Origin of the sequence: Pseudomonas sp. R3-18-08 (genome assembly GCF_003852065.1) — a bacterium.
GTDB lineage: Bacteria > Pseudomonadota > Gammaproteobacteria > Pseudomonadales > Pseudomonadaceae > Aquipseudomonas.
In genome coordinates, this window is the sequence record NZ_CP027729.1 from 5,405,822 (window position 1) to 5,428,762 (window position 22,941).

At 62.0% G+C, this 22,941-nt stretch carries 23 protein-coding genes; 12 read left to right on the plus strand and 11 right to left on the minus strand.

Annotated features, from left to right (window positions below; genetic code table 11):
• Nucleotides 1–120 precede the first annotated feature (120 nt).
• From C4J92_RS24920 to C4J92_RS24930, 3 genes are all read right to left on the minus strand, one after another.
• Nucleotides 121–555: a hypothetical protein gene (locus tag C4J92_RS24920; protein ID WP_124405536.1), complete on the minus strand. Its 435-nt coding sequence runs from the start codon at nucleotides 553–555 to the stop codon at nucleotides 121–123.
• A complete protein-coding gene (locus tag C4J92_RS24925; RefSeq protein ID WP_124405537.1) occupies nucleotides 518–1,147 on the minus strand; it encodes a nucleotidyltransferase domain-containing protein in 630 nt (209 codons plus the stop codon). The genes C4J92_RS24920 and C4J92_RS24925 overlap by 38 nt, the downstream gene beginning before the upstream one ends.
• Before the next feature lie 61 nt (nucleotides 1,148–1,208).
• Nucleotides 1,209–1,448: a DUF6124 family protein gene (locus tag C4J92_RS24930; protein WP_124405538.1), complete on the minus strand. Its 240-nt coding sequence runs from the start codon at nucleotides 1,446–1,448 to the stop codon at nucleotides 1,209–1,211.
• 509 nt (nucleotides 1,449–1,957) lie between these two features.
• On the opposite strand from C4J92_RS24930, the gene C4J92_RS24935 reads away from it, so the two are divergent.
• Together C4J92_RS24935 and C4J92_RS24940 are read left to right on the plus strand one after the other, a co-directional pair.
• Nucleotides 1,958–2,236 carry a type II toxin-antitoxin system RelE/ParE family toxin gene (locus tag C4J92_RS24935; RefSeq protein WP_124405539.1) on the plus strand — a complete coding sequence of 93 codons (279 nt, stop codon included), beginning with the start codon at nucleotides 1,958–1,960 and terminating at the stop codon, nucleotides 2,234–2,236.
• Nucleotides 2,237–2,250: 14 nt separating this feature from the next.
• Nucleotides 2,251–2,538, plus strand: coding sequence for a HigA family addiction module antitoxin (locus C4J92_RS24940; protein ID WP_124368680.1), 288 nt, complete (start codon nucleotides 2,251–2,253; stop codon nucleotides 2,536–2,538).
• A 129-nt stretch (nucleotides 2,539–2,667) separates the two neighbouring features.
• Here the strand turns inward: C4J92_RS24940 and C4J92_RS24945 are convergent, their stop codons facing one another.
• The 6 genes from C4J92_RS24945 to pilG all read right to left on the minus strand — a co-directional run bounded on the left by C4J92_RS24945 (nucleotide 2,668) and on the right by pilG (nucleotide 12,494).
• Nucleotides 2,668–3,123, minus strand: coding sequence for a chemotaxis protein CheW (locus C4J92_RS24945; protein WP_124364792.1), 456 nt, complete (start codon nucleotides 3,121–3,123; stop codon nucleotides 2,668–2,670).
• Nucleotides 3,116–8,929, minus strand: coding sequence for an Hpt domain-containing protein (locus C4J92_RS24950; protein WP_124405540.1), 5,814 nt, complete (start codon nucleotides 8,927–8,929; stop codon nucleotides 3,116–3,118). The genes C4J92_RS24945 and C4J92_RS24950 overlap by 8 nt, the downstream gene beginning before the upstream one ends.
• Nucleotides 8,930–9,090: 161 nt before the next feature.
• The gene (locus C4J92_RS24955) at nucleotides 9,091–11,142 is read right to left on the minus strand and encodes a methyl-accepting chemotaxis protein (RefSeq protein WP_124405541.1); all 2,052 of its coding nucleotides are present in this window, start codon (nucleotides 11,140–11,142) and stop codon (nucleotides 9,091–9,093) included.
• Entirely contained in the window at nucleotides 11,139–11,663 is a 525-nt protein-coding gene (locus C4J92_RS24960; protein ID WP_124405542.1) for a chemotaxis protein CheW, read from the minus strand. Before C4J92_RS24960 ends, C4J92_RS24955 begins: the two co-directional genes overlap by 4 nt.
• A 12-nt stretch (nucleotides 11,664–11,675) precedes the next feature.
• Nucleotides 11,676–12,041, minus strand: coding sequence for a twitching motility response regulator PilH (gene pilH, locus C4J92_RS24965; protein WP_034116227.1), 366 nt, complete (start codon nucleotides 12,039–12,041; stop codon nucleotides 11,676–11,678).
• Nucleotides 12,042–12,086: 45 nt separating this feature from the next.
• Nucleotides 12,087–12,494, minus strand: a complete 408-nt coding sequence (gene pilG, locus C4J92_RS24970; RefSeq protein WP_124364796.1) for a twitching motility response regulator PilG — start codon at nucleotides 12,492–12,494, stop codon at nucleotides 12,087–12,089.
• 239 nt (nucleotides 12,495–12,733) lie between these two features.
• Here pilG and gshB point away from each other — a divergent pair, with 239 nt between their 5' ends.
• The 7 genes from gshB (at nucleotide 12,734) to C4J92_RS25005 (ending at nucleotide 18,711) form a co-directional block, all read left to right on the plus strand.
• Entirely contained in the window at nucleotides 12,734–13,687 is a 954-nt protein-coding gene (gshB, locus tag C4J92_RS24975) for a glutathione synthase (protein WP_124368684.1), read from the plus strand.
• A gap of 77 nt (nucleotides 13,688–13,764) precedes the next feature.
• The gene (locus C4J92_RS24980; RefSeq protein WP_124405543.1) at nucleotides 13,765–14,670 is read left to right on the plus strand and encodes an energy transducer TonB; all 906 of its coding nucleotides are present in this window, start codon (nucleotides 13,765–13,767) and stop codon (nucleotides 14,668–14,670) included.
• A gap of 54 nt (nucleotides 14,671–14,724) precedes the next feature.
• Complete coding sequence (locus C4J92_RS24985; protein WP_124405544.1) at nucleotides 14,725–15,294, plus strand: YqgE/AlgH family protein; 570 nt, start codon at nucleotides 14,725–14,727, stop codon at nucleotides 15,292–15,294.
• Complete coding sequence (ruvX, locus tag C4J92_RS24990; RefSeq protein ID WP_003213744.1) at nucleotides 15,294–15,731, plus strand: Holliday junction resolvase RuvX; 438 nt, start codon at nucleotides 15,294–15,296, stop codon at nucleotides 15,729–15,731. The genes C4J92_RS24985 and ruvX overlap by 1 nt, the downstream gene beginning before the upstream one ends.
• Nucleotides 15,732–15,906: 175 nt before the next feature.
• On the plus strand, nucleotides 15,907–16,413 hold the full coding sequence (pyrR, locus tag C4J92_RS24995; RefSeq protein WP_124405545.1) for a bifunctional pyr operon transcriptional regulator/uracil phosphoribosyltransferase PyrR: 507 nt from the start codon (nucleotides 15,907–15,909) through the stop codon (nucleotides 16,411–16,413).
• A gap of 25 nt (nucleotides 16,414–16,438) precedes the next feature.
• The gene (locus C4J92_RS25000; protein ID WP_124405546.1) at nucleotides 16,439–17,443 is read left to right on the plus strand and encodes an aspartate carbamoyltransferase catalytic subunit; all 1,005 of its coding nucleotides are present in this window, start codon (nucleotides 16,439–16,441) and stop codon (nucleotides 17,441–17,443) included.
• Entirely contained in the window at nucleotides 17,440–18,711 is a 1,272-nt protein-coding gene (locus C4J92_RS25005; protein WP_124405547.1) for a dihydroorotase, read from the plus strand. The genes C4J92_RS25000 and C4J92_RS25005 overlap by 4 nt, the downstream gene beginning before the upstream one ends.
• A gap of 132 nt (nucleotides 18,712–18,843) precedes the next feature.
• Here C4J92_RS25005 and C4J92_RS25010 read toward each other — a convergent pair whose 3' ends face one another.
• The gene (locus C4J92_RS25010) at nucleotides 18,844–19,272 is read right to left on the minus strand and encodes a TM2 domain-containing protein (RefSeq protein ID WP_124405548.1); all 429 of its coding nucleotides are present in this window, start codon (nucleotides 19,270–19,272) and stop codon (nucleotides 18,844–18,846) included.
• Between the two features lie 249 nt (nucleotides 19,273–19,521).
• On the opposite strand from C4J92_RS25010, the gene C4J92_RS25015 reads away from it, so the two are divergent.
• Nucleotides 19,522–20,160 (plus strand): C40 family peptidase, encoded by a 639-nt coding sequence (locus C4J92_RS25015; protein ID WP_124364803.1) that lies wholly within the window; start codon nucleotides 19,522–19,524, stop codon nucleotides 20,158–20,160.
• A gap of 136 nt (nucleotides 20,161–20,296) precedes the next feature.
• Here C4J92_RS25015 and C4J92_RS25020 read toward each other — a convergent pair whose 3' ends face one another.
• Nucleotides 20,297–21,331, minus strand: coding sequence for a type IV pilus twitching motility protein PilT (locus C4J92_RS25020; RefSeq protein WP_124405549.1), 1,035 nt, complete (start codon nucleotides 21,329–21,331; stop codon nucleotides 20,297–20,299).
• A 57-nt stretch (nucleotides 21,332–21,388) separates the two neighbouring features.
• Here C4J92_RS25020 and C4J92_RS25025 point away from each other — a divergent pair, with 57 nt between their 5' ends.
• Entirely contained in the window at nucleotides 21,389–22,075 is a 687-nt protein-coding gene (locus C4J92_RS25025; protein WP_124405550.1) for a YggS family pyridoxal phosphate-dependent enzyme, read from the plus strand.
• Nucleotides 22,076–22,108: 33 nt separating this feature from the next.
• Nucleotides 22,109–22,927, plus strand: coding sequence for a pyrroline-5-carboxylate reductase (gene proC / locus C4J92_RS25030; RefSeq protein ID WP_124372168.1), 819 nt, complete (start codon nucleotides 22,109–22,111; stop codon nucleotides 22,925–22,927).
• The last annotated feature ends 14 nt before the right edge of the window (nucleotides 22,928–22,941 follow it).

The following is a 22,941-nucleotide window of genomic DNA, read 5'->3' on the forward strand; positions in this document are numbered from 1 at the left end:
AATAAACGCGGAGGCCCTGAGTTCTTCGCGAGCAAGCTCGCTCCTACAAAAAGCCTTAACTGACTGGCATTAGGGCAAGCCCCCTCCCACATTTGTGCAGTGGTGCCTGAACGAACCCTGTTATATCCACTCATGGCCGGCCAACAAACCTTCCACTTTATTCAGCAGTGACGTCGCGCTATCAATCAATTGGCCTAGCAGGGCATCATCCTCATCCATATACCCTTCATATTCCGCCAGGTTTCGACGCTCATGACACAGAGCCATCAACCTTACCGCCACCTTGTTCACGTCAGTGGTGTGAACCAGACACTGAAAGACCAGATAGCGTTTGTCAGAGCGATAACCTTGCAGGCGCAAGGCCGTGAGTGCGAGAGCATGGGCGGCGTTATAAGCCAGGTCGAAACGACTGGCGAACGACAACTGGGCATTACCAGCGTCCTTTAGCCGATCCCTGGCCGAACGCATCAACCCATCACACTCCTTGCGATCCGGTGGCTCAGCCTTCAAGCCACCGCTACGTTGCAGATTCTCCAGGTTTGCCTTGCTGTCCATCCGTGGATTCCAGGGGGTTGGCCCCAATCAGATTGATCTTGTCCTGCTGCACGACCCGCTGCACAAAACTGTTCCCGCCATTCCATTTGCCGATCCAGTCTTCAGGGGTGTAAAGCGTCGGGTTGATGGTGCGGCCCAGGTGCTCTTCCAGCGGTATGAGCTGCTCCATGACTTCACTGTAGTTGAGGCTTTCGCCAATCAGCATCAGATCTATGTCACTAGATGAGTGCGCCTCGCCCTTGGCGATGGAGCCGTAGATAAAGGCCCAGGTTATGTGCTCGGCGAACGGTGCCAGTGCATTGCGCAATGGCTCATCCAGGCTCAGCGTCTTGCGCACAATGGCAAGCAGCTCCGCGTAAATAGGGCATTGAGGGTTGGCTTGATAGTGGGTCTGATTGCCTTGGCGCGTCATGCTCAAGATGCCCGCCAGCTGCAAACGCTCCAGCTCGCGAGTAAGACTGCCTTTGCCCACTTGTGCCCAGCGCGCGATTTCATTGGTGAAGAAACTTTGGTCGGGCTTACCGAAAAGCAGGCCCAGCACTTTTTGCTGGGTGACAGTGAAGAGCGCGGTGCTGAGCGGTAAGGTGTGCATAGCGGCCATCAATAAGTCCCAAAAAGGGAACGATAGGTCCCTTTTTGGGAACGATCAAGTTCTAAGCCGATGGGAAGGGAGAAATCTGTTCCAGTGCCTGGTCCACTAACAACTGCCCCAGCTCGGCCATTTGCTGGATCCCGAGCATGATGGCGCGCTGGGAAGTGTCCAGGTCGAAGGCCAGGTTGCAGGTGAGTGCGTTGAGGGAGGACAGGGTTTCGCTGGCGTTGACCAGCAGGGTTTCGGTGTCTTGGTGAGGGGTTACGGTGAAGAGGGGTGGATTGGGGGTAGGTTTGACCATGATTTACAACTCCGATATGGGGTGAAAACTGCCCTCTTTCGCTTGCACGCGAATAAGGTGGCAGCTGTGCGCAGGTGTGCAAGACCGGGCATATCGGACCCCGGCAGACCCCGAAGGATCTCCCGCGCACAGCCGCCATAACAAGTACAGCAGGCATGAAAAACGCCCGCTGAATGGCTATGGGCGTTGGTGCGCCGACATGTAACCGGACTTGCACGTCCGTGTCACCGTTTTTTGCGATGACGGGACGAAGACTAGGCGCGCGGGCCTCTCATCACAAGTTCATGCACGGCCCAAAATCTTGCAGGAAAAATCCTAAGACCACACCCACTGTCATCCTTCCGATAGGCAGCAAAGAATGCTCCGACAGGCTTTTCAGGTTGTTGCTCGGAACTCGCCTCTCTAGCCTTTTCCATCCGAATCGTGCCACGGGCAGAGCTCATGAATCCGACCGTTAAACCCGATGCAAGGCCGTTGCAAAGTGTGATGTATCACATCACAATCGCGCCATGATCATCAGCTGGAAACATAAAGGCCTTAGGGCCTTCTATGAAACCGGTTCAACCCGAGGCATCAATGCAAATCATGCAAAGCGCTTGCGCCGTGTTCTGCTCATTCTGGACAAAGCCGAGCACCCAGATGCACTGGACCTACCCGGCTGGCGCTTCCATCGTTTGAAAGGTGATCTGATCGACTACTGGTCCGTCAGCATAAGTGGTAACTGGCGCATCATTTTCCGGATGTTCGACGACCAGGTCGAACTGGTGGATTATCTTGACTACCACTGAGTAGAGGTATCGATATGGGTATGCACAACCCACCTCACCCAGGTGAAATATTGCTTGAAGATGTGATCCCGGCCCTGGGCATTACCATCACCGAAATGGCACGGCGGCTTGGCTTCGCCCGCGAAACCTTTTCAAGGATCCTGCATGGTCATGCGCCTGTCAGCCCCGACCTTGCCGTGAGGTTGGAGCGCGCTGGGGTAAGCAGCGCTCGGCTATGGCTGTCGATGCAAAGCGCCTACGACTTGTGGCAGGCCGAGCATCGTGAGCAGCCAGTGATCGAGCGGTTTGCGCGGATTGATTGAAGTCTGGAGACGAGCACGATCAGTGTGGGAGGGGGCTTGCTCCCGATAGCGGTGGTTCAGTAACGGTTGCTGAGACTGGCATACCGCCATCGGGGGCAAGCCCCCTCTCACATTGGATCTGCATAGGGCTCAGGCCAGTCCGGACTCGGCCAGCAACGCTTCAAGCCCCATCAAGTCCGGCACCTTCGCCACATGTTCGCCCACCTGCACCGCCGCCAGTTCCAGCGGGCACAGCGGGACGTCCACGTAACTCAGTTCACTGTCGAGCTTGTACGAGCGCGGGATTCCCTGGATCACCAGCGCAATGAACTTCAAGGTCGGCCGCCCACCCAGTGCATTCAACACGACGATGCGAGAACGCTCGCCGGTCATGCTGGCTTCGCCGCACACGGCTTCGAAGCTGATCAAGGGGATTTGCCGATCGCGCCAGGTCACCTGTCGCAGGTACCACGGCGGTGCATCGCTGGCCGGTTCGCCGCGCTGGAAGTCGATCAGTTCGGCTACCGCAACGTTGGGCACTATCAGGTGACGGTCAGCCAGCGGCAGCAACAGCCCGGTGAGTTGGCTTGCGCGGTGGTCAAGCATGGGACTTGCTCCAATACGCGATGCTTTCCAGCAGCACCGACTCCTGGTACGGCTTGCCGAGGTAGTCGTTGACGCCGATGGCCATGGCGCGGTCGCGGTGTTTCTGGCCGGTGCGCGAGGTGATCATGATGATCGGCAGGCGCATCAGGCGTGGATCGTTGCGCACCTGGATCGCCACTTCAAAGCCGTCCATGCGCGGCATTTCGATGTCGAGCAGCATCAGGTCCGGGGTGTGTTCCTCAAGCACGGCGAGGGCGTCAACGCCGTCCTTGGCGGTCAGCACATTCATGCCGTTGCGCTCCAGCAGGCGGCTGGTGACTTTGCGCACGGTGACCGAGTCGTCCACCACCAGCACCAACAGCGGGCGCTTTTTCAGCGGGTCGTTAAGGATCAGCGGCGCATCCACAGACTGCGCCGGCAACGCCGGTTGCCGCGCGCGGATATGCGCCAGCAGGTCGATGATCAACACCACGCGGCCATCGCCCAGGATCGTCGCCCCGGACAAGCCCTGAACGCCCGCAAACTGCGGCCCCAGGCCCTTGACCACAATCTCGCGGGTCCCTGCCATGGCATCCACATGCACCGCCACGTGTCGCTCATTGCACTGCATCAGCAACACCGGCACCGGCTGGTACTGGCCGAGCAGTTTGGGGCGGCTGACGGTGTGCAGCAGGTCGCCAAGGTAAAACAGTTCGTAGACTTGGCCGGCATAGGCATAGCGCGGCGGATCTTGCTGGTAGTGCCCGGCCAGTTCATGGGGCGGCACGCGCACCAGGCCGTCGATGGTATTGAGCGGAATCGCATACTGATCGTCAGCGCACTGCACCATCAGCGCACGGTTGACCGACACGGTAAACGGCAGGCGAATCCTGAAGTGCACACCCACGCCCGGGATCGAGTCGATCACCATCGAACCGCCAAGCTGGCGCACTTCTTCGTGCACCACGTCCATGCCCACACCGCGTCCGGAAATCTGGGTGATTTTTTCCGCCGTGGAAAACCCCGGTTGCAGGATGAACTGCAGCACGTCGCGGTCGCTGATCTCTTGATTGGGGTCGAGCAGGCCGCGTTTGATCGCCTTGCGGCGCACGGCTTCGAGGGGCACACCGGCGCCGTCGTCGCGCATGTCGAAGACGATGTCGCCGCCTTCGTGGGTCAGGTCCAGGGTGATGCGCCCCTTCTCCGGCTTGCCGGCCTGCAGGCGCACCTCACGGGACTCCAGGCCATGGTCGACGGCGTTGCGCAGCATGTGTTCCAGCGGCGCCGCCATGCGCTCCAGCACGTTACGGTCCATTTCGCCCTCGGCATTGCCGACCACGAACTCGACGTCCTTGCCCAGCTCGCCGGCGACCTGGCGCACGATGCGCTTGAGGCGCGGCAGCATGCGCTCGAACGGCACCATGCGCGTGCGCATCAGGCCTTCCTGCAACTGGGTGTTGATCCGCGCCTGTTGCTGCAGCAGGTCATGGGCGTCCTGGTTGCGGCGCTCGAGGGTTTCCTTGAGGTCGAGCAAATCCGAGGCCGATTCGGACAACGCGCGGGACAATTGCTGCAATTGCGAATGGCGATCCATTTCCAGCGGGTCGAATTCTTCGTAGCCCAACCGTTCGGCCTCGGCCTGCTGGCGACTGAAAAGCCGGCTCTGGGTTTCGGTGTCGAGGCGGCGCAGTTGGTCGCGCATGCGCTCGATGGTGGTTTCCACTTCCGTGAGCGCAGTGCGCGCATCGTTGACCTGCTGCTCGATACGGCCGCGGAAGATCGATGTTTCGCCGGCCAGGTTGACCAAGTCGTCGAGCAGTTCGGCGGAGATCTTCACCATGTCGGCGGCCGGATCGACCGCCGCTTCCGTCTTACCCACCGGCAATGCCACCGGCGCTACCGGCTCATCGCTGGGGTGCACCAGGCTTTTGATGCGCTCGATCAGCTTGTCCACCGAGCCCACAGGCAAGCCGTCCGCCACCGCATCGATCATCTGCGCCAGCCGGTCGTGGCAACCTTGCAGCAGCGCGAACAGCTCGGGCGACGGCGCGAGCAGCCCTGCGGACAGCCCCTCGTAGAGAAACTCCAGCTCGTGGGCCAGGTCGCCAATCGGGCCGATCTCGACCATGCGTGCGCCACCCTTGAGGGTGTGCAGGTCACGCAGCAGGGTTTCCACTTCCTGGCGGTTGCCGGGTTCGGCTTGCCAGCGCAGCAACGCGCTGCCGGAGCTGTCGAGAATATCGGCAGCTTCCTCGAGGAAAATATCCAACAGTTCGGGGTCGGTACCCGAGGTTTCCGGTGAGGCAACCGGGGCCGCCGGAAGGCTGCTGTGGCGCAATTCGCGCAACCGGGCGACCAGCTCGGTGCCGTCGCTCAGGGGCTGGTGCTGGTGCAGTTCATCCAACTGCAAGGCCAGGCGTTCGTGGCTGGCCATCAGCAGCTGGGACAGCTCGGTGGAATAGCTGTAGCGGCGGTCGACCAGACCCTCGTAGACACATTCCAGCTCCTGGGCCAGGTCGCCCACTGGGTCGATTTCGGCCATGCGCGCGCCACCCTTGAGGGTGTGCAGGTCCCGCTGCAACGAGGACAACGGCGCCAGGCCGTCGGGCTCCAGCAACCAGCGTTTGAGCGATTGCCCGGCGCTGTCGAGGATGTCCACGGCCTCTTCAAGGAAGATGTCGACGATCTCATCGTCCATCGCCGTGTGCCGGTTCAGCGCTTCGGTCGCGGCACCCAGCTCGGCGACACTCAGGCCACGGCTGCCGTCACGTTTGATCAGGCCGGTGGCGGAGGGATCAAGGGCGTCATCCAGCAACGCGCGCAGGGCCTGTACCCGTGCCGGCGCCGGGCTGATTTCCTGCCCCGCCGCCAGTTGGTCGAGCATATTGATCAGCGCTTCATGGGCCTGCTCGGCCTCCTGGAAGAACCGCTCGCTGACCGCCAGGCTGCTTTCTTCCACCGCGCCATACAGGTCGAGCAAGGCTTCGCACAATTGATCGATAGGGTGCAGGTCGGCGATGTGCGCGCCCTCGCCCAGGGTGGTCAGTTCGTCCAGCAGCGCAGTCAGCTCCTGACGCTCGCCGGGGTGTTGCTGCCAGCGGCGCAGCAGGCTTTCGGCGTCGAGCAGGATGTCCATGCCCTGGGCCAGGAAGTTGCTGATCAGTTGCGGGTCGCACTTGACGCGCAGGCCGGTGCCGGGGGTGCTGAGCAGCTTTTCAAGCTGTTGGTCCAACAGGCCTTGGGTGCGCGTGATCAAGTCTGCGGCGCCCTTGATCGGCGCCAGGGGATCGCCGTTCAGATCACGCAATCCCTTTTGCAACAGGCCCTCGGCTTCCAGCAACAACTCGATTTCGTCCAGGTCCAGCGGCACACGGTGCGCCTTGTATTCGCGGGTCAGGTGGTCGAGCGGACGTACCAGTTCGGCAATCGGCAACACACCGGCCATGTAGGCGCTGCCCTTGAGGGTATGCAGGGCGCGTTGCAATTCATCACTGACCTGCAGCGGCAGGTGTTCGGCGGCCTGTTGCAGGAACTGGTCGAGGCTGTCCAGATGGCTCTGGGCTTCGTTGCGGAAGATCTCCAGCAACATCGGATCGTGGGGCTCGGCAACCGGTACCTGGGCGCCGCTGGCCAACCCGTGGGCGCGGGCAGCGAGGGCGTCGACCTCATCGCGCTGGCGCTGGTCGTCGGTGGCGAAGTCGGCAATCAACTCCGGCAGCAGCGCCACCGCGTCATCCAGCACCTGCTGCACTTCAGGGCCCATGGCGACGTTGCGCTCAAGCACGCGGTTGAGCAGGTTTTCCACGGCCCAGGCCAGTTCCGCCATCACCAGCGCGCGGACCATACGGCCGCTGCCTTTCAGGGTGTGGAAGGCACGGCGCATTTCGCCCTGGGCGGTTTTTTCCGTGCTGTCGGGCAGGTAACGGTGCAGCACGCCGAGGACTTCATCGGCTTCCTCGAGGAAGACTTCGCGCAACTCATCGTCAATCGGCGCTTCATCGGCTGGGGGCGGCTGCAAGCTCCCCGGGCGCTGCAGGGCCGGAGGGTTGAGGCGCGAGGTGGGACTGGCCAGCGCATCGAATTGGGATTGGCTTGGCGCGCTGTCGCCGGACAGGGCGCCGTCGGGCGCAGCCAGTGCCTGGCGCCAGGGTTTTTCCACCGGCAGGTAGCCCAGCGCGCTCAGGCCATGGGTAGCCAGTTCCAGCACTTTTTCCCCAGCGGCGTCGGGGTCCTGGAGCATGCGTTCCAGGTAGTACTCCAGGCTGCTGATCACCTCGGCGAAATGCGCCAACGGCGCTTGGCCGGGCGCGGTATCGTTGACCATCAACTGCTCATCGACGTAATCGGTACAGCCGCGCATCAAGCTTGCCGCGCGAGGCAGTGGAATCATCGCCAGGGCGCCGCGCACCTGGCTCAGCAGCTCCGGCAGGGATTCCAGACGTTGGCGGTCCCAATCGGCCTCGATGCAGTCGATCACCAATTCCTTGGCCTGGCGCAGGCACTGGCAGGATTCGCGGATCACCAATTGGTGGATCTGGGTCAGGTCGGTGGTCGGCAGGCGGCTCTCTTCGCGGCTCTCCGGCTCCACCGTGCCGACCATTCCGGCCAACGTGGCTTCGACATAGAGCAACGCCCCGGCAACATCCATCAGTACGGCGTCACTGGGTTCGCGCTGGCCCTGCACCAGGCTCAAGACCACGGCGAGTTGGTCGATGATCACTTTGCGCGGCTGGCCGAAACCGAGGACCGCCAAGGTGTCAGCGATCTGCCGCAGCGGCGCCAGCAGCGGGTCAAGGTCCTGGGTGTGCTGGCGGTCGCTGCGCACGAACAGATCGAGGCGTTCCTTGACCCGCACCAGCTCTTCGCACAATGCGCCGAGCACCGAGCCCATGGCGTTGTGGTCCGGCCCGGCCAGGCGCGCCCGCTCGGCATCGACCACGGCACTGTCGGGCAGGGCCTCGTCCAGGCCGTAGCGCTCCTTCAGGCTTTGCATGCGCGGCGTCGGCCGGGTGACTTTGGCGACGTAGAACAGCAGGCTCTTGAGCAACTCATCCGGCGCCGGCTGGTTGATCCCGACAATGCCCTGGGCCAGCAGGCGCTTGAGTTGCTTGCCGCTGGCCTTGAGCAGGCTGCGCAGTGCCGGGCTATTGGCGATCACCCCGGTGAGCATGCCTTCGACCAACGCCGAGGTGACCTGCCACAACGGCAACAGCGGCGCGCCCTGGCACAGCGCTTCCAGACGGGCGAACACCCGCGCCATGTCTTCCAGGTTGCTCGGGCCGTGGTCCTCGCGCAGCAACCCGGCCAGGGCTTGTTGCAGCAGTGCGTGCCATTGGCGCAGCTGTGCGTGAATGTCCGGCGGTGTGCGTTGAGCCAGCGCCTCGTCGGGCAGCAGCGCGATCGTCAGCAGCTGCGGGCTGAACAGGCTGGTCTCCGACAGCAGGCCTTCACCGCGGGCGCTGCGCAAATCGTTGAGCAGCGGCAACACCACCAGCGGCAGGTCGCGACGGGCGCTGTGCACGCGGTCCAGGTACAGCGGCAATTGGCCGAGGGCCTGTTGCAGCAGGCGGATGCTTTCGTCGCGCTGACTGACCTGCCCGGCCTGCAGCGCGAGTGCCAGGGCTTCGATCTCTTCAGCCAGCAGGGCCGCGCCGTAGAACTCGACCATTTGCAGCGCGCCGTGCACCTGGTGGATACCGGCCAGGCACGCATCAATCCCGTCGCCGGTTTCAACATAAGCGTCCAGCGCCGAACGGGCCTGTTTCAGGGTTTCGGCAATGTCGCCCTTGACCCATTCGAGGGCCACGTAGTCGTGCCGATCAACCATAACTGCTCCGCTTAGAATTCATGAGTTGCTGGTGTTCTTGAAACCAATGGAGATCAACTGTGGGAGGGGGCTTGCTCCCGATAGCGGTGGTTCAGCTGATGGATCAAGTGACTGATGCACCGCCATCGGGAGCAAGCCCCCTCCCACATTTGGATCGCATTTCAGTCATCTGCCTGCTTGGCTGCCGGCAAGGTAAAACCTGACACCGACCTGCGCAACTGACTGGCCATCTTCGCCAGGTTACCAATACTTTCGGCGGTCGCCGTGGAACCGGACGACGTCTGCGTGGTGATCTGCTGGATCACATTCATGGTCAGGGAAATCTGCCCCGCCGACGAGGTCTGCTGCTGCGCCGCGTTCGAGATGCTCTGGATCAGCGCCGCCAGGGTTTTCGAGACGCCTTCGATCTCTTCCAGCGCCACCCCGGCGTCCTGGGCCAGCCGCGCGCCGCGCACCACTTCGGTGGTGGTCTGCTCCATGGAAATCACGGCTTCATTGGTGTCGGCCTGGATCGCCCGCACCAGGGTTTCGATCTGCCGGGTGGCGGCCGATGAGCGCTCGGCCAGCCGTTGCACTTCATCGGCCACCACCGCAAAACCGCGCCCGGCATCCCCGGCCATGCTCGCCTGGATCGCGGCGTTCAGGGCGAGGATGTTGGTCTGGTCGGCGATGTCGTCGATCAGGCTGACGATGTCGCCGATCTCCTGGGACGATTCCCCCAGGCGCTTGATGCGCTTGGCGGTGTCCTGGATCTGTTCGCGGATGTTGTCCATGCCGTGGATGGTGTTGTGCACCACCTCGTTGCCCTTGTTGGCGATCTCTACCGAACGCTCCGCCACCGCTGAGGACTCGGCGGCGTTGGCCGACACCTGGTCGATGGACTGGGCCATCTGGTTGATCGCGGTGGAGGCTTCGGCGATCTGTTGGGCCTGATGCTCCGAGGCCTGGGCCAGGTGCATAGCGGTGGCCTGGGTCTCCTGCACCGCGCCGGCGACTTGCCCGGCGGTGAGGTTGATGGTCGCCACCAGGTCGCGCAGCTGATCCACCGAATAGTTGATCGAATCGGCAATGGTGCCGGTGAAGTCTTCGGTGACCGAGGCCGTGACGGTCAGGTCGCCGTCGGCCAGGTCTTCGATTTCGTCCAGCAGACGCATGATCGCGTTCTGATTGCGCTCATTTTTCTCGGCGGTTTCATGCAGTTGGCGGTTGGTCTCGCGCACCATCACCAGGCCGATCAGGATGATCGACGCCAGCGCCAGCAGCCCCAGCGCATAGCCGCCGAGGGTATCCAGACTGCGCCCGCCGGCCAGGTTTTCAAAACCGGTGGCCAGGTGCGAGGCTTCATCGAGCAGGGTTTGCGACAGGTTGAAAATATTGCCCGCCGAAGCGCGTACCTGAAACAGCTGCGGCGAGGTTTCGAGAATTTCATCGACGGAACCCGAGACGAATTCGAACAGTTCGGCAATTTCCCCCAACCGGGCGCGGGCATCAGGGTCTTCGACCTGGGTGATGCGCAGGCCGGGGTTGCCGTTGAGCATGCCATTGAGCACCACGCCAAAACGGTTGGCGTCGCGACCGAAGGCATCGGCGGCCTGCACCGCGGTTTCGTCGCCGGCGAGCACGGTGTTGACCGCGCCCAGGATGCGCTCCGCCAGCAATGACTGGCGCTGGGCCAATGCCACCTGGCTCGCAGGGGCGCCGCGCTGGAGCAATATGTCGACGACTTTTTCCGACTCTATCTGCAACTGCGGCACGGTCTCGGCGAGGGTGGCGGCCACCTGGTGCAATGACAGCACGGTCTGTTCGCTGGCGAGAATGGCGTCGGTATTTTTCAGCAGGGCTTCCCAGTCGGTCTGCACCGCACGCATTTCAGCGCGTACGGCGCTGGGTGCGGCCGGCAGGCCGGTTTGCGGGTCGCCTTTTTTCAAGTAGCCCCAGCGCTGGGCAAAGTCGTTGCGCGCCTCGCCCAGCAGTTTGAACGCGGCCGCCTTGCCGGCGGCGGCTTCGGTGGCGTTCTTGGCGATGCGCTGGGACAGCACCCGCAGCTCACCCGCGTGGCCGATGTACTGTTTGTCGTAGGTGGACTGGGTGTTGAGGTACGCGAAGTTGGCGAACAACAGCATGATGAACACGATCAGGGCGATAAACAGCACGATGATCTGCGAGCGGCTGCGCGAGGCGGCCTGGGGTTTGGGCGGGATGACGGTGCTCATGCGGCAACATCCATGAAGCCTGGAGCCTGGACCAGGGCGAAGGGGCTGAAGACCTGCCACTGCGGGTCGCCATCGAATTGGCCCTGGATAAACGGCGCGCTGGCGGCGGTACTTGCCTGCCAGGCGTCCAGTGCGAAATGCTGCATGCCCACCACCTCGTCCACCAGCAACCCGACAAACAGATCGTTGAATTCCACCACCAGCACCCGTCGTTGCTTGCGCGCCTTGGACAGTGCCTGGCCGAGGAACCCGCCCAGGTCCATCACCGGCAGCAAGCGCCCGCGCAGGTTGGCCACGCCCTTGACCCAGGGCTTGACGCCAGGCATCAGGGTGCAGCGCGGCTCATGCAGTACCTCGGCGACTTCGCCCATGGGCGCCACAAACCATTGCTGCCCCAGGCGAAAGCCAATCCCGCTCCAGCGTTGCAGGCGGGTTTCCTGGGACGGCAGGTCGGCGGCCAGCAGGCGGCAGCGGCGGTCGATGTCCAGCAGCAGCTCAAAGGCGGTTTGCGACTCGGTCATGATGGCGTGCCGTCAGCCGGCCAGCACCTTGTTCAGCGTGGCGATCAGGGTTTCTTCATCGACCGGCTTGGTCAGGTAGTCCTTGGCGCCCTGGCGAGTGCCCCACACCTTGTCGGTTTCCTGGTCTTTAGTGGTGATAATGATCACCGGGATGTGCTCGGTTTCTTTGTCTTTGGTCAGTTGGCGCGTGGCCTGGAACCCATTGAGGCCCGGCATCACGATGTCCATCAATACCGCGTCAGGTTTTTCCTGGCGGGCAAGCGCCACACCATCGCCGCCATTGGCGGCCTTGAGAACCTCGTGACCATGCTTTTCCAGCATGCCGGTCAGTTTGTACATTTCGGTCGGCGAATCGTCGACGATCAGAACACGTGCCATGGTTTTCCCCACTACATTGGTCGCGCCGGCCCCTTTGAGGCGGCGTCAGTGTGCTTGTTCTACTGCGGCGAAGGCAGGCACATAGGCCTTGATCGCACCCAGCAGTTCTTCCTTGCTGAAAGGCTTGGTCAAAAACTGATCGACACCCACGATACGCCCCTTCGCCTTGTCGAACAGGCCGTCCTTGGAGGACAACATGATCACCGGGATCGACTTGAACGCCGGGTTGTTTTTCACCAGCGCGCAGGTCTGGTAGCCATCCAGGCGCGGCATCATGATGTCGACAAAGATAATGTGCGGGTGATGGTCCACGATTCGGGCCAGGGCATCGAAACCGTCGATGGCCGTGATGACCTCGCACCCCATGTTCTTCAACAGCGTCTCGGCGGTGCGGCGGATCGTTTTCGAATCGTCGATCACCATCACTCTCAAGGCGTTGGAATGCTGTTCCATAGTTGCTCTACCATCGCCACAGCGAATCGGTTTTCGGTGTGTACTGCCTGATCTCTCACAGAATGAGCGCCACAAGCCTTAGAATTCAAGGGCTGCTGCGCCGTGGCAGTCTTTTTAGCACAGTCTCCGGGCGCAATCTATCGAGGCGCCCGCCTGGTGGTTTTTCCTTGACCCACAACAGCCGCAGCGCCACTCTGACGCCACTTTTATGCGCCCTAATTTGCTAGAGGAAATCCCCCATGAGCGTTCGCGTCGGCATTGTCATGGACCCTATCGCCAGCATTTCCTATAAAAAGGACAGCTCGCTGGCCATGCTCCTGGCCGCCCAGGCCCGCGGCTGGAGCCTGTTCTATATGGAACAGCGCGACCTTTACCAGGGCGACGGCGAGGCCCGTGCGCGGATGCGCCCGTTGCAGGTATTCGCCAACCCCGAGAAGTGGTTCGAACTGCAGGATGAAGTCGACAGCCCCCTGAGCGACCTGGACGTGATCCTGATGCGCAAGGACCCGCCGTTCGACATGGAATTTGTTTATTCCACCTACCTGCTGGAGCAGGCCGAACGCGCCGGCGTGTTGATCGTCAACAAGCCGCAAAGCCTGCGCGACTGCAATGAAAAACTGTTCGCCACGCTGTTTCCGCAGTGCACGCCGCCTACCGTGGTCAGCCGCCGCGCCGACGTGCTGCGTGAGTTCGCCGCCAAGCACGGTGATGTGATCCTCAAGCCGCTGGACGGCATGGGCGGCACATCGATCTTCCGTCACCGCGCGGGCGACCCGAATCTCTCGGTGATCCTGGAAACCCTGACGGCGCTGGGCACCCAGCAGATCATGGGCCAGGCCTACCTGCCAGCGATCAAGGACGGCGACAAACGCATCCTGATGATCGACGGCGAGCCGGTGGATTATTGCCTGGCGCGTATCCCTGCGGCCGGCGAGACCCGTGGTAACCTGGCGGCCGGTGGCCGAGGTGAAGCGCGGCCGCTGTCGGACAAGGATCGCTGGATCGCCGCTCAAGTCGGCCCGACCCTTCGCGAAAAAGGTCTGCTGTTCGTAGGACTTGACGTAATTGGCGAAAACCTCACCGAGATCAACGTCACCAGCCCGACCTGTATTCGCGAGATTGATAACGCATTTGGCACGAACATCGGCGAAATGCTGATGGCGGCCATTGAGCGCAAGCTACAAGCCAAGTGACATAGAACAGCCGGACATAAACCAACATTGCGTTATCATGCGCCACCTGTGAAACGCGCGATGTTGGTTTTCTTGTCATGACGCTCCCGTCCGAACTGCCCCCCGAACTCTCCCACAGCGGCGTGCGCCCGGCTGATCGGCTCGGATTTACCCTGTTCCTGGCAGCGCTGATTCACCTCGCACTGATCCTCGGCCTGGGCTTCACCATGGTCGAGCCCAAGCAAATCACCAAAACCCTGGAAATCACGCTGGCCACCTTCAAGAGCGATAAAAAGCCCGAAAAGGCCGATTTTCTCGCCCAGGAGAACCAGCAAGGCAGCGGCACGCTCGACAAGAAAGCCGTGCCCAAGACCACCGAAGTGGCGCCGTTCCAGGACAACAAGGTCAACAAAGTCACCCCGCCGCCGGCTCCCAAGCCTGAAGTCAAACAGGCCACTCCCAAGGCTGCCGTGACCACGGTCGCGCCCAAACCGCAAAAAGCCCCGACCCAGCGCGAAAAGACCAAGACCGAGCCCAAACCCGAGCCCGTCAAGCCTGCGCCAACGTTCGACAGTTCGACGCTGTCCGACGAGATTTCCAGCCTGGAAGCCGAACTGGCTCACGAACAGCAGCTCTACGCCAAGCGCCCGCGCATCTACCGCCTGAACGCCGCCTCGACCATGCGCGACAAAGGCGCCTGGTATAAGGACGAATGGCGCAAGAAAGTCGAGCGCATCGGCAACCTCAACTATCCGGAGGAGGCGCGCCGCCAGCAGATCTACGGCAATTTGCGCTTGCTGGTGTCGATCAACCGCGATGGTTCGCTGTATGAAGTGCAGGTACTGGAGTCGTCCGGCCAGCCCTTGCTGGACCAGGCCGCCCAGCGCATCGTGCGCCTGGCCGCGCCCTTCGCGCCTTTTACAGGCGACTTGAACGATGTGGACCGCCTGGAAATCATCCGCACCTGGAAATTCGCCAAGGGTGACCGCCTTTCCAGCAACTGATCGCCTCGCCTCCCACACTTGTCAGTTCGCCCCTCCAACGCCACACTAGTGGACATGAAAAATGTCAGCCCGACCTACCTCAAGCACCACTTCCTGATCGCCATGCCCCATATGGCCGACCCGAACTTTGCGCAGACCTTGACCTACATCGTCGAGCACACGGCCAATGGTGCCATGGGGCTGGTGGTGAACCGCCCGCAGGAGCTGAACCTGGCCGATATCCTCGAGCAGCTGCGCCCGGAAATCGATCCGCCAGCCAGCTGCCAGAACGTGCCGATCTACATCGGCGGGCCGGTGCAGACCGATCGCGGCTTCGTGTTGCACCCCAGCGGGCCGACGTTCCAGGCCACGGTGGACCTTGAGGGCGTCTCGCTGTCCACGTCCCAGGATGTGTTGTTCGCGATTGCCGACGGCGTCGGCCCCGAGCAAAGTGTGATCACCCTGGGATACGCCGGCTGGGAAGCCGGGCAATTGGAGGCCGAACTGGCCAGCAATGCCTGGCTGACTTGCCCGTTCGACGCCGACATCCTCTTCAACACCGCCAGCGAACTGCGCCTGGAAGCCGCCGCCGCCAAGCTGCGGGTCAACCTCAGCCTGTTGACCAGCCAGGCGGGGCACGCCTGATGGCTTTGCGTCTGATCCTGGGGTTTGACTACGGCACCAAACAGATCGGCGTGGCAGTGGGCCAGGTGATTACCGGCCAGGCCCGCGAGCTGTGCACATTGAAGGCCCAGAACGGCGTGCCGGACTGGAACCAGGTTGAAGCGCTGATCAAGGAATGGAAGCCCGATGCCGTCGTGGTCGGCCTGCCCCTGAACATGGACGGCACGCCCAGCGAGATGTGCCTGCGCGCCGAAAAGTTCGCGCGCCGCCTCAATGGCCGCTACAACCTGCCCTTCTATACCCACGACGAGCGCCTGACTACCTTTGAAGCCAAGGGTGAGCGCCGTGACCGTGGCGGGCAGAAGGGCAGTTACCGCGACAACCCGGTGGACGCCATCGCCGCCGCCCTGCTGCTGCAGGGTTGGCTGGATGAAAACACCGCTTTATTTGAATCCTGACTGACGCGGCTTGCTGCTATGCCGCTTTTGTAGGAGCGAGGGGGACGCCTAGTCCTTGCTCGCGAAGAACTCACAGGCACCGCGTACATCCAGGCTTCACGCGTTATCGTTGACGTTTCTCGCGAGCAAGGACTAGGCGTCCCCCTCGCTCCTACACACTTAATGAGGAGCCACCATGAGCCTGCCCAATCCCGCCGAACTGATCAGCCAGATGGCGATACGCCTCAAGGCGCACCTTGAACACCGCGCCATCAGCGAACCGCGCTTTATCGGCATCCGCACCGGTGGTGTGTGGGTGGCCCAGGCATTGCTGGAAGAGTTGGGCAGCGATTCGCCCCTGGGCACGCTGGATGTGTCTTTCTACCGTGACGATTTCAGCCAGAACGGCCTGCATCCGCAAGTGCGCCCCTCGCAGCTGCCGTTCGAGATCGAAGGCCAGCACCTGGTGCTGATCGACGACGTATTGATGAGCGGCCGTACCATACGCGCGGCCATGAATGAGCTGTTCGACTACGGCCGCCCGGCCAGTATCACTCTGGTGTGCCTGCTGGACCTGGAGGCTGGGGAATTGCCGATCAGCCCGGATGTGGTCGGTGCGACGCTGTCTTTGCAAGCCCACCAGCGGGTAAAATTGTCCGGTCCAACGCCGCTCGAACTCGAACTGCAAGACCTTGCCCTTTAACCCGCCTTGTAAAAGAGTCCCCGCGATGACGCCTCTAGATGCCAAGCGCCCGCTGCAGCTCAATGCTCAGGGCCAGTTGCAACATTTCTTGTCCCTCGATGGTTTGCCCCGCGAACTGCTCACCGAAATCCTCGACACCGCTGACTCGTTCCTCGAAGTCGGTGGCCGGGCGGTGAAGAAAGTCCCGCTGCTGCGCGGCAAGACCATCTGCAACGTGTTCTTCGAGAACTCCACACGCACCCGCACCACCTTTGAGCTGGCCGCCCAGCGGCTGTCGGCCGACGTGATCACGCTGAACGTATCCACCTCGTCGGCCAGCAAAGGCGAAACCCTGCTCGACACCTTGCGCAACCTGGAGGCCATGGCCGCCGACATGTTCGTGGTACGCCACGGCGACTCCGGCGCGGCGCATTTCATCGCTGAACATGTCTGCCCGAATGTGGCGATCATCAATGGCGGCGATGGCCGCCACGCCCACCCGACCCAGGGTATGCTCGACATGCTCACCATCCGTCGGCACAAAGGCAGCTTTGAAAACCTCTCGGTGGCCATCGTCGGCGACATCCTGCACTCGCGGGTCGCGCGCTCGAACATGCTGGCCCTGAAGACCCTGGGCTGCCCGGACATTCGTGTGATCGCCCCGAAAACCTTGCTGCCTGTTGGGGTCGAACAGTACGGCGTGAAGGTCTACACCGACATGGCCGAAGGCCTCAAGGATGTCGACGTGGTGATCATGCTGCGCCTGCAACGCGAACGCATGGCCGGTGGCCTGCTGCCGAGCGAGGGCGAGTTCTACCGCCTGTTCGGCCTGACCACCGCACGCCTGGCCGGTGCCAAGCCGGATGCCATCGTGATGCACCCCGGCCCGATCAACCGAGGGGTGGAAATCGAGTCGGCGGTGGCCGATGGCCCGCAGTCGGTGATTCTCAACCAGGTGACCTACGGCATCGCCATCCGCATGGCCGTGCTGTCCATGGCCATGAGCGGGCAAACCGCGCAACGTCAATTCGAGCAGGAGAGCGCCCAGTGAAGCTCAGCATCCTCGGCGCCCGCGTCATCGATCCGGCCAGTGGTCTGGATCGCGTTACCGACCTTCATCTGGACGCCGGCAAGATCGTCGCCATTGGCGCAGCTCCCGCAGGCTTCCTTGCCGTCGAGAGCATCGACGCCAAAGGCCTGGTGGCCGCGCCAGGGCTGGTGGACCTTAACGTCGCCCTGCGCGAGCCGGGCTACAGCCGCAAAGGCAACATCACCAGCGAAACCCGCGCGGCCGCCGCCGGTGGCGTGACCAGCCTGTGCTGCCCGCCGAACACCAAGCCGATCCTGGACACCTCGGCGGTCACCGAGTTGATCCTCGACCGTGCTCGTGAAGCGGGTAATTGCAAAGTGTTCCCTGTCGGCGCCTTGAGCAAAGGCCTGGAAGGCGAACAACTGGCTGAGCTGATCGCCTTGCGCGACGCCGGTTGCGTGGCGTTCAGCAACGGCCTGGAAAGCTTTCGCAGCAGCCGCACCTTGTGCCGCGCCCTGGAATACGCGGCCACCTTCGACCTGACGGTGATCTTTCATTCCCAGGACCGCGACCTGGCCGAAGGCGGCCTGGCCCATGAAGGCGCGGTGGCCAGCTTCCTCGGCTTGCCGGGCATCCCGGAAACCGCAGAAACCGTGGCCCTGGCCCGTGATTTGTTGCTGGTGGAACAAAGCGGCGTACGCGCGCACTTCAGCCAACTGACCAGCGCCCGCGGCGTCGCCCTGATCGCCCAGGCCCAGGCGCGCGGTTTGCCGGTGACGGCGGACGTGGCGCTGTATCAGCTGATCCTGACCGACGAAGCGCTGATCGACTTCTCCAGCCTCTATCACGTGCAGCCGCCGCTGCGCACCCTGGCCGACCGTGAAGGTTTGCGCGCGGCAGTAAAGTCGGGCGTGGTTTCGGCGATTTCCAGCCACCACCAGCCTCACGAGCGCGATGCCAAGCTGGCGCCGTTTGGCGCCACCGAGCCGGGTATCAGCAGCGTCGAACTGCTGCTGCCGCTGGCGATGACCTTGGTGGAGGATGGCTTGCTGGACCTGCCTACGTTGCTGGCACGTCTGAGCACCGGCCCGGCCCAGGCCTTGCGCCTGCCGGCGGGCCAGCTGGCGGTGGGTGCGGCGGCGGACCTGGTGCTGTTTGACCCGGCCAGCTCCACGGTTGCCGGGGAGCACTGGCTGTCCAAGGGTGAAAATTGCCCGTTCATTGGTCACAGCCTGCCGGCAACGGTGCGGTACACCTTGATGGATGGGCGGATCAGCTACCAGGCCTGAAACAGGCACGGTAAAAAATGTGGGAGGGGGCTTGCTCCCGATTGCAGTGGGTCAGCTACAGATAAGCTGACTGATCCACCGCGATCGGGAGCAAGCCCCCTCCCACATTTTGATCTTCACCAGACTTGAAGATCAGCGCCCAGCATTACGCTCGGCATTGCGGATCGAAATCTGACTGTTCAACGTCCAGAAGTCATACAGCACCCCCACCAGGAACAAACCACCGGTCAGCAGGTAGATCAGGCCGGTGATCCATTTGCCCTGGTACATCCGGTGCAGACCGAACACGCCCAGGAATGCCAACAGAATCCAGGCCACGTTGTACTCGATGGGCCCGGCGGTAAAACGCAGGTCGGCTTCACGGTCCATGGCCGGGATCAGGAACAGGTCGATCAGCCAGCCGATGCCCAGCAGGCCTAAGGTGAAAAACCAGATCGTGCCGGTGACCGGTTTGCCGTAATAGAAGCGGTGGGCTCCGGTAAAACCGAAAATCCATAGCAGGTAACCGATCACCTTGCTGTGGGTGTCTTGCTGCGAAGTAACCTGTTGATAGGTGTTCATGAACTACCTCTTTTCACTCAATAGATAAATTTGTTCATTTTTTTTGTGACTTTTTTACGAGCGCCCGACGTACGGCAAATGGTATCTTCCTGCCCTCAAAGCCTTATACCGCCTGACTTGTGTCGGACAATTGCGACGAATCGTCGCGTTTTTGCTGAATTTGACCCCAAGGTTCAGTCGACAAACGGCCTGAGAACGACACCAAAACCTGTTATAAAGTTGCGCGCAAACCCATAAGAGCCACGCCTAATGCGACCATTTTTCAAGACATGGCTAACCATTTGCCTATTAATGCCACTGGCCGCCCACGCCACCAATCGTGAGCAACGTCTTCCAAACGTTAACGGTTTTACCCCTAAAGTTCATAGCACGCCCAGCACCGCCAAATCGGTAAAGCCGACTGTCAGCCGCCCGACTCAACTGAGCAAGGCCCACGGTAAAACGCTTTCCACCCAGCTGGCCGTGAATACCAAGCAAAGCAGCGATGTTCTCAGCCGTGCCGTCAACGTGCTCGGTACTCCTTATCGTTGGGGCGGCAGCAGCCCAAGTAAAGGGTTCGACTGCAGCGGCCTGGTGAAATATGCGTTCAACGATGTCAAGGCCGTGGATTTGCCGCGTACGTCCAACGCCATGGCCGCCGGCCACGGGTTGAAAGTCGATCGCAAAGACCTGAAGCCGGGCGACTTGCTGTTCTTCAAGCTCAAGAGCCGCCAGGTTAACCACGTTGCTATCTATCTGGGCAACGACCGCTTCATCCACGCGCCGCGTCGTGGCAAGTCGGTGAGCATCGACACGCTGAAAAAGCCGTTCTGGGACAAGAACTATGTGATCGCCAAGCGGGTGCTGCCCAAAGAGCAGAACAACACCCTGCGGATCGTGCAGCGCTGATTCCAGGCTGAAATGCAGTCAATGTGGGAGGGGGCTTGCTCCCGATAGCAGAGTGTCATTCAACAGATTTGTTGGCTGATCAACCGCTATCGGGGGCAAGCCCCCTCCCACATTTGGTTTCATTGTTTGCTGAATCTCATATGTCTGCCGGCACCCTTGCCTGTTCCCGTGCGTCGTCCCGACTGATCACGCCCTGCGCGACCAACGCCTTCAAACTCATATCCAGCGTCTTCATCCCCACTGCCCCACCGGTCTGAATCGCCGACACCATCTGCGCCACCTTGTCTTCGCGGATCAGATTACGAATGGCCGGCGTGCTCAGCATGATCTCGTGAGCCGCTGCCCGTCCGCCGCCGACCTTCTTCACCAGCACCTGGGAGACCACCGCCTGCAGCGACTCCGACAACATCGAGCGGACCATGGCCTTTTCCACGGCCGGGAACACGTCCACCAGCCGGTCTACCGTCTTTGCCGCCGAAGTGGTGTGCAAGGTGCCAAATACCAGATGGCCGGTCTCAGCGGCCGTCAGCGCCAGGCGGATGGTTTCCAGGTCACGTAGCTCGCCCACCAGGATCACATCCGGGTCTTCGCGTAGCGCCGAGCGCAGGGCCACCGAAAAGCTGTGGGTATCGCGATGCACCTGGCGCTGGTTGATCAACGCCATTTTTGGCCTGTGGATAAATTCAATGGGGTCTTCCAGCGTGAGGATGTGCTGGCGCCGATGCCGATTCAGGTAATCAATCATCGCCGCCAACGTGGTGGACTTGCCCGACCCGGTGGGCCCGGTCACCAGCACCAGGCCACGGGGTAACAGCGCGATACGCTGGAACACCTCGCCCAAGCCAAGGCTTTCCAGGCTCTGGATGTCGGTGGGGATCGTGCGAAACACGGCGCCAACGCCACGCGCCTGCTGGAACACATTCGCGCGAAAGCGCGCCACGCCGGGCAGCTCGAACGCAAAATCCGTTTCAAGAGATGTTTCGAAATCCTTTTGTTGGTATTGGTTGAGCAAAGGGCTCAGTAAATCCGCAACCTGCGGCCCGGCCAGTATCGGGCTGTCCAGCGGCCAGACCTCGCCATCGATGCGCAACATTGGCGCCAGGCCGGCCGACAAATGCAGGTCGGAGGCGCCTCGGCGCACGCTGGCCGTCAGTAATTCAGTGATATCCATAGGGCTTTCCATTTCCAGTAGAATGCCGCGGACTCCATATCCACGGGCGCAACTTGAATGTCGACGATAGCAGACAACATCGGCCTGGTTAGCCAGCGCATCCGCGCCGCCGCCGACGCCGTGCAGCGTGACGCAAGCAGCATCCACCTGCTGGCCGTGAGCAAGACCAAACCGGCGCAAGCCGTGCGCGAAGCCTTTGCCGCCGGGATGCATGACTTTGGTGAAAACTATCTGCAGGAAGCCCTGGGCAAACAGGCCGAATTAACCGACTTGCCCTTGAGTTGGCACTTCATCGGCCCCATTCAATCGAACAAGACTCGCGCGATCGCCGAGAACTTCGCTTGGGTGCATTCCGTGGACCGCCTGAAAATCGCACAACGTCTGTCCGAACAACGCCCTGCCGACCTGCCTGCGCTGAATATCTGCATCCAGGTCAACGTCAGTGGCGAAGCCAGCAAGTCCGGCTGTACGCCCGCCGACCTGCCGGCCCTGGCCAACGCCATCAGCGCCCTGCCGCGCCTGAAGCTGCGGGGCCTGATGGCGATCCCCGAGCCGACTGACGATCGCGCGGCGCAGGATGAGGCGTTCGCCACGGTGCGCGAGCTGCAAGCCAGCCTGAACCTGCCACTCGACTCACTTTCCATGGGCATGAGCCACGACCTCGAGTCGGCCATCGCTCAAGGCGCCACCTGGGTGCGGATCGGTACCGCGCTGTTTGGCGCCCGCGACTACGGCCAGCCGTGAAATGGCTGACGTTCATCTAGCTAAGGACCTGTCATGAAAGACATGCGTATTGCCTTTATCGGCGCCGGTAACATGGCAGCCAGCCTGATCGGCGGCCTGCGGGCCAAGGGTCTGGACGCTGCGCAGATTCGCGCCAGCGATCCAGGCGCCGAAACCCGCGCCCGCGTCAGCGCCGAACACGGCATTGAAACCTTTGCCGACAACGCCGAGGCCATCCAGGGCGTCGACGTCATTGTGCTGGCGGTCAAGCCCCAGGCCATGAAGGCCGTGTGCGAAAGCCTGCGCCCGAGCCTGCAGGCGCATCAGCTGGTGGTGTCCATCGCTGCCGGCATCACCTGCGCCAGCATGAACACCTGGCTTGGCGCCCAGCCGATCGTACGGTGCATGCCGAATACGCCGTCCTTGTTGCGCCAGGGCGTGAGCGGTTTGTACGCCACCGCCGACGTCAGCGCCGCACAGCGTGACCAGGCCGAGCAACTGTTATCCGCCGTGGGCATCGCCCTGTGGCTGGAGCAGGAGCAGCAACTGGACGCGGTCACCGCCGTTTCCGGCAGCGGCCCGGCGTACTTCTTCCTGTTGATCGAAGCCATGACCGCCGCCGGCGTCAAACTGGGCCTGCCTGCCGACGTTGCCGAGCAACTGGCCGAGCAAACCGCCCTGGGCGCTGCGAAGATGGCGGTGACCAGCGATGTGGATGCGGCCGAGCTGCGCCGTCGCGTCACGTCCCCGGGCGGCACCACCCATGCCGCCATCGAATCATTCCAGGCCGGCGGCTTTGAAGCCCTGGTGGAAAAAGCACTGGGTGCTGCGGCACACCGCTCCGCCGAAATGGCTGAGCAACTGGGCAAATAGTCGTCACTTACCAA

Bases quoted from the DNA above. Each gene is read 5' to 3' on its own strand.
- C4J92_RS24920 (WP_124405536.1), bottom strand. From the start codon at position 555: ATGGACAGCAAGGCAAACCTGGAGAATCTGCAACGTAGCGGTGGCTTG.
- C4J92_RS24925 (WP_124405537.1), bottom strand. From the start codon at position 1,147: ATGCACACCTTACCGCTCAGCACCGCGCTCTTCACTGTCACCCAGCAA.
- C4J92_RS24930 (WP_124405538.1), bottom strand. From the start codon at position 1,448: ATGGTCAAACCTACCCCCAATCCACCCCTCTTCACCGTAACCCCTCAC.
- C4J92_RS24935 (WP_124405539.1), top strand. From the start codon at position 1,958: ATGATCATCAGCTGGAAACATAAAGGCCTTAGGGCCTTCTATGAAACC.
- C4J92_RS24940 (WP_124368680.1), top strand. From the start codon at position 2,251: ATGGGTATGCACAACCCACCTCACCCAGGTGAAATATTGCTTGAAGAT.
- C4J92_RS24945 (WP_124364792.1), bottom strand. From the start codon at position 3,123: ATGCTTGACCACCGCGCAAGCCAACTCACCGGGCTGTTGCTGCCGCTG.
- C4J92_RS24950 (WP_124405540.1), bottom strand. From the start codon at position 8,929: ATGGTTGATCGGCACGACTACGTGGCCCTCGAATGGGTCAAGGGCGAC.
- C4J92_RS24955 (WP_124405541.1), bottom strand. From the start codon at position 11,142: ATGAGCACCGTCATCCCGCCCAAACCCCAGGCCGCCTCGCGCAGCCGC.
- C4J92_RS24960 (WP_124405542.1), bottom strand. From the start codon at position 11,663: ATGACCGAGTCGCAAACCGCCTTTGAGCTGCTGCTGGACATCGACCGC.
- pilH (WP_034116227.1), bottom strand. From the start codon at position 12,041: ATGGCACGTGTTCTGATCGTCGACGATTCGCCGACCGAAATGTACAAA.
- pilG (WP_124364796.1), bottom strand. From the start codon at position 12,494: ATGGAACAGCATTCCAACGCCTTGAGAGTGATGGTGATCGACGATTCG.
- gshB (WP_124368684.1), top strand. From the start codon at position 12,734: ATGAGCGTTCGCGTCGGCATTGTCATGGACCCTATCGCCAGCATTTCC.
- C4J92_RS24980 (WP_124405543.1), top strand. From the start codon at position 13,765: ATGACGCTCCCGTCCGAACTGCCCCCCGAACTCTCCCACAGCGGCGTG.
- C4J92_RS24985 (WP_124405544.1), top strand. From the start codon at position 14,725: ATGAAAAATGTCAGCCCGACCTACCTCAAGCACCACTTCCTGATCGCC.
- ruvX (WP_003213744.1), top strand. From the start codon at position 15,294: ATGGCTTTGCGTCTGATCCTGGGGTTTGACTACGGCACCAAACAGATC.
- pyrR (WP_124405545.1), top strand. From the start codon at position 15,907: ATGAGCCTGCCCAATCCCGCCGAACTGATCAGCCAGATGGCGATACGC.
- C4J92_RS25000 (WP_124405546.1), top strand. From the start codon at position 16,439: ATGACGCCTCTAGATGCCAAGCGCCCGCTGCAGCTCAATGCTCAGGGC.
- C4J92_RS25010 (WP_124405548.1), bottom strand. From the start codon at position 19,272: ATGAACACCTATCAACAGGTTACTTCGCAGCAAGACACCCACAGCAAG.
- C4J92_RS25015 (WP_124364803.1), top strand. From the start codon at position 19,522: ATGCGACCATTTTTCAAGACATGGCTAACCATTTGCCTATTAATGCCA.
- C4J92_RS25020 (WP_124405549.1), bottom strand. From the start codon at position 21,331: ATGGATATCACTGAATTACTGACGGCCAGCGTGCGCCGAGGCGCCTCC.
- C4J92_RS25025 (WP_124405550.1), top strand. From the start codon at position 21,389: ATGTCGACGATAGCAGACAACATCGGCCTGGTTAGCCAGCGCATCCGC.
- proC (WP_124372168.1), top strand. From the start codon at position 22,109: ATGAAAGACATGCGTATTGCCTTTATCGGCGCCGGTAACATGGCAGCC.